General features: G+C 70.9%; 10 protein-coding genes. 6 read left to right on the top strand and 4 right to left on the bottom strand.

Going from position 1 to position 10243, the window contains the following annotated elements; translation table 11 throughout:
* The first annotated feature begins 171 nt into the window (after nucleotides 1–171).
* Nucleotides 172–1074 (top strand): TIGR01777 family oxidoreductase, encoded by a 903-nt coding sequence (locus ACXAHD_RS29315; RefSeq protein WP_281550774.1) that lies wholly within the window; start codon nucleotides 172–174, stop codon nucleotides 1072–1074.
* A 27-nt stretch (nucleotides 1075–1101) separates the two neighbouring features.
* Here the strand turns inward: ACXAHD_RS29315 and ACXAHD_RS29310 are convergent, their stop codons facing one another.
* From ACXAHD_RS29310 to ACXAHD_RS29300, 3 genes are read right to left on the bottom strand one after another with little or no spacing between them, the layout of a single operon-like run.
* Complete coding sequence (locus ACXAHD_RS29310) at nucleotides 1102–2124, bottom strand: LLM class flavin-dependent oxidoreductase (RefSeq protein ID WP_281550775.1); 1023 nt, start codon at nucleotides 2122–2124, stop codon at nucleotides 1102–1104.
* Nucleotides 2114–2506 (bottom strand): SCO5389 family protein, encoded by a 393-nt coding sequence (locus tag ACXAHD_RS29305; protein ID WP_281550776.1) that lies wholly within the window; start codon nucleotides 2504–2506, stop codon nucleotides 2114–2116. The genes ACXAHD_RS29310 and ACXAHD_RS29305 overlap by 11 nt, the downstream gene beginning before the upstream one ends.
* A 20-nt stretch (nucleotides 2507–2526) precedes the next feature.
* On the bottom strand, nucleotides 2527–3507 hold the full coding sequence (locus tag ACXAHD_RS29300; RefSeq protein WP_281550777.1) for an ATP-binding protein: 981 nt from the start codon (nucleotides 3505–3507) through the stop codon (nucleotides 2527–2529).
* Nucleotides 3508–3644: 137 nt separating this feature from the next.
* Between ACXAHD_RS29300 and ACXAHD_RS29295 the strand changes: the two genes are divergently transcribed.
* The 4 genes from ACXAHD_RS29295 to ACXAHD_RS29280 all read left to right on the top strand — a co-directional run bounded on the left by ACXAHD_RS29295 (nucleotide 3645) and on the right by ACXAHD_RS29280 (nucleotide 8028).
* On the top strand, nucleotides 3645–5537 hold the full coding sequence (locus tag ACXAHD_RS29295; protein ID WP_475054661.1) for a DUF6311 domain-containing protein: 1893 nt from the start codon (nucleotides 3645–3647) through the stop codon (nucleotides 5535–5537).
* A 51-nt stretch (nucleotides 5538–5588) separates the two neighbouring features.
* Nucleotides 5589–6230 (top strand): lipoyl(octanoyl) transferase LipB, encoded by a 642-nt coding sequence (lipB, locus tag ACXAHD_RS29290; RefSeq protein ID WP_281550778.1) that lies wholly within the window; start codon nucleotides 5589–5591, stop codon nucleotides 6228–6230.
* A gap of 122 nt (nucleotides 6231–6352) precedes the next feature.
* On the top strand, nucleotides 6353–7294 hold the full coding sequence (gene lipA, locus ACXAHD_RS29285) for a lipoyl synthase (protein ID WP_281550779.1): 942 nt from the start codon (nucleotides 6353–6355) through the stop codon (nucleotides 7292–7294).
* A gap of 44 nt (nucleotides 7295–7338) precedes the next feature.
* A complete protein-coding gene (locus ACXAHD_RS29280; protein ID WP_281550780.1) occupies nucleotides 7339–8028 on the top strand; it encodes a DUF4191 domain-containing protein in 690 nt (229 codons plus the stop codon).
* A 79-nt stretch (nucleotides 8029–8107) separates the two neighbouring features.
* On the opposite strand, the gene ACXAHD_RS29275 is transcribed toward ACXAHD_RS29280, so the two are convergent.
* A complete protein-coding gene (locus ACXAHD_RS29275; RefSeq protein ID WP_281550781.1) occupies nucleotides 8108–8452 on the bottom strand; it encodes an RDD family protein in 345 nt (114 codons plus the stop codon).
* A 262-nt stretch (nucleotides 8453–8714) separates the two neighbouring features.
* Between ACXAHD_RS29275 and glnA the strand changes: the two genes are divergently transcribed.
* The gene (gene glnA / locus ACXAHD_RS29270; protein WP_281550782.1) at nucleotides 8715–10139 is read left to right on the top strand and encodes a type I glutamate--ammonia ligase; all 1425 of its coding nucleotides are present in this window, start codon (nucleotides 8715–8717) and stop codon (nucleotides 10137–10139) included.
* The last annotated feature ends 104 nt before the right edge of the window (nucleotides 10140–10243 follow it).

Here is a 10243-nt window from a genome sequence, read left to right as displayed (position 1 = left end):
TGGGGTTGGGGGAGGGGCCTCTCTCCTTTTAGGGAGGTCCCAAAAAAAGAGCTCCCCTTGTTTGGGGGGGGGGGGGGTTCCCCCCCCCCCCCCCCCCCCCCCCACCCGCCGTTTTGCACCCAATGGCGGTGGTCCGCAGCCGGCACCACCGCGATCAGCGAAGATGTCCGCATGCGCATCCTGTTGGCCGGCGCGTCCGGCTTCCTCGGCACCAGACTGACCGACCACCTGCACAGCTGCGGACACGAGACCGTACAACTGGTCCGCCGGCCGGCGCGCGGGCCGGCGGAGTTCAGCTGGTCGCCGTCGGCCGGGCAGCTCGACCCGGCGGTGTTCACCGGCATCGACGCGGTGATCAACCTGGCCGGTGCCGGGGTCGGCGACAAACGCTGGACCGACGGCTACAAGGCGTTGATCCGGTCCAGCCGGGTGGACAGCACCACCACGCTGGCCACCGCGATGTCCGGTCTCGCGGCAGCGGACCGGCCGGCGGTGCTGCTGAACTCGTCAGCGGTCGGCTGGTACGGCGACACCGGCGACCAGCCGGTCGAGGAGAACGCCCCGGCCGGTGAGGGTTTCCTGGCCGACGTGGCGCGGGTCTGGGAGGCGTCCACCGGGCCGGCCGAGAACGCCGGCGTACGGGTGGTCCGGCTACGCACCGGTCTGCCGTTGCACCGTGACGGCGGCCTGCTCAAGCCGCAGCTGCTGCCGTTCCGGCTCGGGCTGGGCGGCAAGCTCGGCAGTGGGCGGCAGTGGGTGCCGTGGATCGCCATGCAGGACTGGCTGCGGGCGGTGACCTTCCTGCTCGATCACGATGACATCTCCGGCCCGGTCAACGTGGTCGGGCCGGCGCCGGTGACCAACGCGGCGTTCGGCAAGGCGCTCGGGTCGGCGGTGCACCGACCGGCGGTGCTGCCGGTCCCCGCGTTCGCGTTGCACGTGGCGCTGGGCGAGTTCGCCACCGAGGCGCTGCGCTCCTCCCGGGTGTTGCCCGGGGCGCTGACCGAGGCCGGGTTCACCTACCGGTACCCGGACCTGCCGGACGCGCTGCACGCCGCCCTGACGCAGGGGTGACCCCGCGCCGGGTGGCGTCCAGACCGGTCAGGGCAGCGCCGGGAGCAGGTCGGTGCCGATGGCCGTGATCAGGTCGCCGGTGGCAGCCGGACCGGCGCCCTCGACCATCAGCACCAGCCGGTGGGCGCCGATGGTCGCCGCGCTGGCGGCAAGCCGCGCGGCGCACTCGGCCGCGCTGCCCAGTGGGTGGATTCGCAGCAGGTGCTCGGCGTAGGCGTCGAGGTCCCGGTGGGCCGGCGCCGAGCCGTCGATCCGGACGTACTCGCGGGTGGTGGCCAGCCACGGTGGCAGGGTCCGGCGGAGCACCCGCTCGGCGGCGGCCCGGGAGTCGGCGAGCCCGATCAGATGCACCGAGGCGTGCGGCACGATGGCCGGGTCGTGCCCGTTGGCGGCGGCGACGTCCGCGTACCGGGCCAGCGTGGCGGCCTTCGCCGCGTCGTCGTCGTGCACCCCGAGCAGCAGGGCAAGTCCGCGGCTGGCGGCGAGGTCGACCGTCGCCGGCGAGGTCGCCGCAATCCAGATCGGCATCGGGCGGGCCGGTCGCGGCACCACCGGCACATCGCGGAACGTGAAGAACTGACCGTCGGCGCCGACCGTCGCCGCGCCGGAGAGCCAGCGGCTCAGCAGATCCAGCGATTCGGCGAAGCCGTCCCGGTACCGGTCCAGGCCGGTGCCGTAGACCTCCAGGTCCACCCAGGGGCCGCCACGGGCGACCCCGAGCCGGAACCGGCCGGCGGAGACCGTGTCAAGCAGGACTGCTTCCTCGGCGAGCGCGACCGGATGCCGGTTGGACAGCACGGCCGCCGCGGTGCCGACGGCGATCCGACGGGTGGCGCCGAGCAGGTAGCCGGCCAGGGTGGTGGCGGACGGGCACTGCCCGTACGAGACGAAGTGGTGTTCGGCAAGCCACACGCCGCCGAGGCCGGCTGCCTCGGCGGCGCGCGCGTAGCCGACGGTGGCCGGCAGACCATGTGCCGCCAGCAGGAACAGGTCCACCGCTGGCTGGTTCAGGTCGCCGGCCGCCGTCGAGATGGTCGGCTCAGCAGTCACGCAGCTCGGGTGACTGGTTGCGCAGCTGGGCCACCGGGGAGATGAACTCCTGATAGGTCTCGCCGCCGACGGCGGACAGTTTGAAGGCGGCCACCCGGTGGCAGTTCTGGAAGGCGAACTTGACGCCGAAGTGCCGCTCCAGGCCGCCCCGGATCGCGTCGCTGGCCAGCGCCCGCAGCAGTTGGCCACGCTCGGCCTCGCTGGGTGGCGGCACCGCGTGGTCGGCGAACTCGGCCGTGCCACCCTGGGCCTCGGTGGCCACCTGGGACACCACCGACCAGGCGTACGGCAGGGACTGGCGTACGCAGTCGACGAATTCGGCGTCGTCGACCCGGCCGGATTCGGCCCGCTCCAGCAGGGCGGCAGGTACGTCGAGGGACATGCTTTCTCCTCACGCTACGGTCAGCGGACCAGCAGGTCTGGTCCGAGTACGAACTCCGGGTCGACCTGGTCGGCGAGGTTCTCGCCGACCCGGTCGTTGGCCCAGGCGGCGGCGTTGCGTAGGTGGAACTCCACCGCCTGCCGGGTGTAGTTGGCCCAGTCCTTGCCACAAGCATCGACGGTTGTGCGCATCATGTCCAGAGCGTCACGGTTCGCCGGCTCCATCGCGGTGATCGGCTGGTGCCGGCCCCGCTCGGCCGCCTTGACGAAGGCCGACCGCCCGATCCAGGTCAGCAGATCCGCGCCGACGTGCTCGCGCAGGAAGTCCACGTCCGACTCGTCGTCGATCTTGTTGCCGACGACGTGCACCCGGACGCCGTAGTCGCGGGCGTAGCCGACGTACTGCCGGTAGACCCCGACGCTGCGCACCGTGGGCTCGCAGACCAGGAAGGTGGCGTCGAACCGGGTGAACAGCCCGGAGGCGAACGAGTCGGCCCCGGCGGTCATGTCGACGACCACGTACTCACCGGCACCGTCGACCAGGTGGTTGAGCAGCAGTTCCACCGCGCCGACCTTGGAGTGGTAGCAGGCGACGCCGAGATCGTCGGTGGCGAACGGCCCGGTGACGGCGAGCCGGATACCAGCCACCTCGCGGACCAGCGCGTCGTAGATCGGGTTGGCCCCGGCGACGGTGAGCAGCCGCGAGCCTCGCCCGGGCGGGGTGGTCTTGACCATCGCTGCGGCCGAGCCGATCCGGGGATTGTCGCCGCGCAGATACTCCTTGATGTCGGCCAGGTGGTCGCCCAACGCCGGTAGCAGCACCGCCTCGTCGTCGCTGGCGCCGAGGGCCGCGGCGAGATGCTGGTTGATGTCGGCGTCGACCGCGAGCAGCGGCGGCGGGCCGTCGTCGGGGCCGACCGGGGTGGCTGCGAGGTGGCGGGCGAACAGGGCCGCCAGGGTGGTCTTGCCACTGCCACCCTTACCGACAAAACAGATCTTCACCGTGGATCTCTCCCAAACAACTCAACAGGTACGCGTACATTGGAAGTCATTTCCAATAACTTCGTCAAGCCTAGGTACGGCACGGGCGTGTCGGGCGAAATTGGTACTCTCCGCCGGTGCCGACCGCTCCGTCCCCACTGCCCGACAGCGCCGCGACCACCCGGCCGGTGACCAGCGGCCGGTTGAGGGGCCGGGCCGGCGGCCCGGCCCGCTGGCGCGCCGACCTGGTCGTCGCGGTGGTCGCGGTGGTCCTCGCCGGCTGGGTCACCAGCGGGCTGTGGGCCGGTCCGGACAGCCGGGCGATCACCGTCAACTCCAGCGACCAGGCGCTGTTCGAGTGGCTGCTCGGCTACGGCGCCTACGCGCTGACCCACGGCGAGAACCCGCTGTTCACGTACCTGCTCAACGCCCCCGACGGGGTGAATCTCGCGGTCAACACCTCGATCACCGTGTACGCGGTGCTGTTCGCGCCGCTGACCTTCCTGATCGGGCCACCGGCGACATTCCTGGTGATCCTCACCCTCAACCTGGCCGGCACCGGCTTCACCTGGTACTGGCTGCTGTCCCGGCTACCCACCGGCGACGACGGCGCTCCGTTCGTGCCGTCCCGGCTGGCGGCCGCCGTCGGCGGACTGTTCTGCGGCTTCGCGCCGGCCATGGTGTCGCACGCCAACGCCCACCTGAACTGGACCGCCGGCTGGCTGGTGCCGATCATCGTCTGGCGGGTCCTCGCGCTGCGTGGGCGCCCCGGGGCCCGGCCGCTGGGCCGGGGCGGCTGGGTGCGCAACGGCCTGATCCTCGGCGTAGCCGTCGCGGCGGCCTTCTCGATCGCCGCCGAGGGCCTGTTCTTCACCGCCCTGGCCTGCGGCGTGTTCCTCGGCGTCTGGGCGCTGGACCGCAGCCGCGCCGCCGAGGTCCGCGACGCGCTCCCCCGACTGCTGCGCGGCCTGGCGCTCACCGCGGTCGTGGCGACCGCACTGTTGGCGTACCCGTTGTGGTTGCACTTCTTCGGCCCGCAGGTGTTCCACGGCACCGGTTTCGACGCCCGGGTGCACAGCGAGGACCTCCTCGCCTACGGGGCGTTCCCGGAACGCTCGCTGGCCGGTGTCGCCGGGCTGGGCACCGGGCTGGCGCCGAACGAGACCGAGGAGAACAGCTTCTTCGGCGTACCGCTGCTGATGTTGACCGTCGGCTGCCTGGTGCTGCTCTGGCGGGCCGCCGATCCCGGTCGGCGAGCGACGCTGCGGGCCCTCGCCGTCACCGCCGCCGTGTTCGCGGTGCTCTCCCTCGGCCCCCGGCTGAAGATCGGCGGGACGATCACCGACATCCCGCTGCCGTACGCCCCGCTGGCCGGCGCTCCGGTGTTCAACGCCGCGCTGCCGGCCCGGCTGGCCATGGTGGTCACCCCGGTCATCGGCATCCTGCTGGCGCTGACGCTGAGCCTGCTGCTCACCCGTCGGGCCGGCGGGCAGGCGCGGTACGGCCGGTGGTGGGCCGCGGCGTTCGTCGCGGCGCTGCTGCCGCTGACCCCGGCCAGTCTGCTCACCATCGAACGGGAGCCGATCCCGGACTTCATCACCTCGGGTGCCTGGCGTGACCACGTCAGCCAGGGCAGGGTGCTCGCCCCGGTACCGTTCACCCTCGATGTGCTACCCGACGGTCAACGTTGGCAGGCGTACGCGTTCGCGCACCGGCAGGGCGAGTTCGCCATCCCGTCCGGCTTCTTCCTCGGCCCCGGCGGACCGGACGGCCGGGGCCGGATCGGACCGGTCCCCCGGGCCACCGACGGGCTGCTGCACGAGGTCGCCCGCACCGGCGTGGTGCCGCCGATCACCGACGCCGACCGGGCCGCCGCCCGCGCCGACCTGCGGTACTGGGATGCCGAGGCGGTGGTGCTCGCCGACCGGGTGCACGGGGCGAAGTTCCCGGTCGACGCCGAGGCGCTGCTGACCGCGACCACCGAACTGCTCGGCCCGCCGCAGCGGGTCACCGACGTCTGGCTCTGGCCGGCGCCGGAGGGCGGCTGGTGAGCCGGACCACGGACCGACCCGACCGACCGGTAGCGGACTAGGCTGGACGACGTGACCAGCATCATTTCCCGCCTGCGCGGGGTCCGAGCCGGCGTCGTCGACTACCAGACCGCCTGGGCGGAGCAGCGTCGACTGCACGCCGCCGTGGTCGCCGGCGAGGAGCCGGACACCGTGCTCCTGCTGGAGCACCCGAGTGTCTACACGGCTGGCAAGCGCACCGAGCCGTGGGACCGCCCGGTCGACGGCACCCCGGTGGTGGACGTCGACCGGGGCGGCAAGATCACCTGGCACGGCCCGGGGCAGTTGGTCGGCTACCCCATCGTCCGGTTGTCGGAGCCGATCGACGTGGTCGCCTACGTACGCCGGGTCGAGCAACTGCTGATCGACGTCTGCGCCGAATTCGGGCTGGCCGCCACCCGCCTCGACGGGCCGAACCACAGCGGGGTCTGGGTGCCGGCCGACGACCGTGGACCGGCCCGCAAGGTGGCGGCGATCGGCATCCGGGTCGCCCGCGGGGTCACCCAGCACGGTTTCGCGATCAACTGCGACCCGGACCTGACGGCGTATGACCGGATCGTGCCGTGCGGTCTGCGCGACGTCGGTGTCACCTCGCTGAGCGCCGAGCTCGGCCGGCCGGTGACCGTCGCCGAGGTGCTGCCGGTCGTCGAGCGCCACCTGCCCACGCTCGGCTGAGCCGACCGCTCTCGGGTCCGCCGGCCGATCGATGCCTCGGGTGAGCCAACTCACCCGGTGAGCGGTGGCCGCACGGTCGCCTGGCCGCCCGAGCGGGCACCGGCCGGCGTAGGCTGGCAAGGGTGACCATTGCTCCGGAGGGACGACGCCTGCTGCGCCTGGAGGTCCGCAACGCCGAGACCCCGATCGAGCGCAAACCCCCGTGGATCAAGGTCAAGGCCAGGATGGGGCCGGAGTTCACCGAGCTGCGCGGGCTGGTGCAACGGGAAGGGTTGCACACCGTCTGTCAGGAGGCCGGCTGCCCCAACATCTACGAGTGTTGGGAGGACCGGGAAGCCACCTTCCTCATCGGTGGGGACCAGTGCACCCGGCGCTGCGACTTCTGTCAGATCGACACCGGCAAACCGGCCGAGTTCGACGCCGACGAGCCCCGCCGGGTCGGCGAGTCGGTCGCGGCGATGGGTCTGCGCTACGCCACGGTCACCGGGGTGGCCCGCGACGACCTGCCCGACGGGGGTGCCTGGCTGTACGCCGAGACCGTCCGGCAGATTCACGCGCTGCAGCCCGGCTGCGGCGTCGAGTTGCTGATCCCGGATTTCAACGGCGACGCCGGCCAGCTCGACGAGGTGTTCGCCGCCCGACCGGAGGTGCTCGCTCACAACGTCGAGACGGTGCCCCGGATCTTCAAGCGGATCCGGCCGGCCTTCCGGTACGAGCGCTCGCTCGACGTGCTCACCCGGGCCCGCACGGCCGGCCTGGTGGCCAAGTCCAACCTGATCCTCGGCCTCGGCGAGGAGCGCTCCGAGGTGTCGCAGGCGCTGCGCGATCTGCACGCCGCCGGGTGCGAGCTGATCACCATCACCCAGTATCTGCGCCCGACGCCACGGCATCACCCGGTGCAGCGCTGGGTCAAGCCGGAGGAGTTCGTCGAGCTGCGCGAGGAGGCCGAGCGGATCGGCTTCTCCGGGGTGATGAGCGGCCCGCTGGTGCGTTCGTCGTACCGCGCCGGCCGGCTCTACCAGCAGGCGCTGCGCCAGCGCGAGGCCCAGCCGCTGGCCGGCTGACCGCCCGGTGAACGGCTTCGCCCCCGGCAACTAGACTGCCTCGCATGGCGAAACCCCAGGAGAAGGTGTCGTTCGGCCAGCGGCTGAAGCAGATCGGCATGGTGTTCTCGTTCACCGCCAAGCGCGACAAGTGGTTCGTCCCGCTGGCGGTGGCCGCCGTCGTGCTGCCGCTGGCGATCACCGTGCCGGTGACGCTGAAGCTGGGGTGGATGTGGCTGCCGGTCGGCATCCTGGTGGCGCTGCTCGCCGTACTGATCGTGCTGAACCTGCGGTCCAACACGGCGATGATGAACGTCGCCGAGGGCCAGCCGGGTGCGGCGGCCTCGCTGCTGGAGAACATGCGCGGTGACTGGCGGGTGACGCCGGCGGTCAGTTCGACCACCCAGATGGACATGGTCCATCTGGTGATCGGGCGGCCCGGGGTGATCCTGCTCGCCGAGGGCAACCCGCAGCGGGTCCGGGGGTTGCTCGGTCAGGAGAAGCGGCGGCTGGCGAAGGTGATCGGCAGTGCGCCGCTGTACGACTACGTGATCGGCACCGACGAGGGCGAGTTGTCGATCCGCAGGATGCGTACGACGCTGATGCGCTTGCCGCGCAACCTGACCGGCAAGGACGTCAACGCGTTGGACAAGCGGCTGACCGCGTTGTCGGCCCGGCCGCAGTTACCCAAGGGCGCCATTCCGAAGAACATGCGACCGCCGAAGGGCGCTTTCCGGCAGACCCGGGGCCGCTGACCGCCGGTCGCCGCAATGACGGCGCGGTGCGGTGGGCCGGGCGGTGCGGTGGGCCGGGCCGGGCGGTTGCGGTCGTGGGTCAGCTGGGGACGGCGACGACGACCGAGCCGGCGGCCCGGTCGTGCAGGCCGCGTCGCCGCTCGTCCATCACCAGCGGCGGGATCACCAGGGCCAGCAGCAGTCCGCGCAGCAGTGCCCGGGGTACGCCGATCCGGCCGCCGTCGGCGGCCGAGACACACCGGATCCGGGCCAGCCACATTCCCGGGGTCTGGGCGAACAGCCCGAGGAAGATGCCGTACTCGGCGATCAGCACGACTACCGGTGGCCAGCCGGACCGGGCCGGGTCGGCAAACAGGCTGGAGATAAGCACACAGAGTAGCCAGTCAATCACTAGGGCACCGGTGCGGCGAAGCAGGCTGGACACCTTGGCACCCGACCCCGCCGGACCGTCCGTCGCCCCACCCGCAGCCGCATTTGCGCTAGCCGCCACGCTGCTCCCCCTTCCGATACCCACGAACGGCCAGACTAGCCTGGGCCATCTGCCGTATCCTGCGGGGGACGATTGGTCGGGATCACGCTCCGCAGGGGACGTAACACGGCGGAAACATTAGAGACACGGTGGGGCAACTCCGCGGCCATAGCGTCGCGACCAGCATAGCCATCAGTGCGACGTGCCAGGAGGACGTGTGTTCGCCAATCCCGAGGAACTACTGCGGTACCTCAAAGACGAGGGCGTGAAATTCGTCGACGTACGCTTCTGTGACCTGCCCGGCGTGATGCAGCACTTCAACTTGCCGGTCGAGTCGGTCGACGAGGACATTTTCACCACCGGCCTCGCCTTCGACGGGTCTTCGATCCGTGGTTTCCAGGCGATCCACGAGTCGGACATGCTGCTGCTGCCGGATGTCGCCACCGCATTCATCGACCCGTTCCGGATCGAGAAGACGCTGGCGCTCAACTTCTTCATCCACGACCCGTTCACCCGGGAGGCGTACTCCCGGGACCCGCGTAACGTGGCCAAGAAGGCGGAGGCCTACCTGGCGGCGAGCGGCATCGCCGACACCGCCTACTTCGGACCCGAGGCGGAGTTCTACATCTTCGACTCGATCCGCCACGAGACCTCCGCGAACCAGGCCTACTACTACATCGACTCGATCGAGGGCTGGTGGAACAGCGGTCGCGAGGAAGAGGGCGGCAACCGCGGGTACAAGACCAACTACAAGGGCGGCTACTTCCCGGTGCCGCCGGTCGACCACTACGCCGACCTGCGTGACAAGATCGTCCGCAAGCTGATCGACACCGGCTTCACCGTGGAGCGGTCGCACCACGAGGTCGGCACCGCCGGCCAGGCCGAGATCAACTACAAGTTCTCCACCCTGCTGCACGCCGGCGACCAGCTGCAGCTGTTCAAGTACATCGTCAAGAACACCGCCTGGGCCAGCGGCAAGACCGCGACCTTCATGCCGAAGCCGCTGTTCGGCGACAACGGCTCCGGCATGCACACCCACCAGAGCCTCTGGCTCAACGGCGAGCCGCTGTTCTACGACGAGACCGGCTACGCCGGCCTGTCGGACACCGCCCGCTGGTACATCGGCGGTCTGCTGCACCACGCGCCGTCGCTGCTGGCCTTCACCAACCCGACGGTCAACTCCTACCGTCGACTGGTGCCGGGCTTCGAAGCACCGGTCAACCTGGTGTACTCGCAGCGCAACCGGTCCGCCTGTACCCGGATCCCGGTCACCGGCAGCAACGCCAAGGCCAAGCGGGTCGAGTTCCGGGTGCCGGATCCGTCGGCGAACGTCTACCTGGCCTTCTCCGCCATGCTGATGGCCGGCCTGGACGGCATCAAGAGCAAGATCGAGCCGCCGACGCCGATCGACAAGGACCTGTACGACCTGCCGCCGGAGGAGTGGGGCAACGTCAAGCAGGTGCCGGGTTCGCTGCCGGCCGTGCTGGACTCGCTGGAGGCCGACCACGACTTCCTGCTCGAGGGTGGGGTCTTCACGCCGGACCTCATCTCCACCTGGGTCGACTGGAAGCGGTCCAACGAGGTCGACCCGGTCCGCCTGCGGCCGACCCCGCACGAGTTCGCGATGTACTTCGACTGCTGATTCCGGCCGCGCCGGTCCAGCAGTGGGCGACGGCGGTGGGGGCGGGCCTCGGCCTGTCTCTTCTCCACATCTGACGCTGCCGACGATCTTATCCGAGTGTAGAT

It is taken from the genome of Micromonospora sp. ABR4_055, assembly GCF_056160425.1.
Note: the sequence above shows the minus strand (reverse complement) of the source record. Positions and strands in the feature narration are given on the sequence as shown.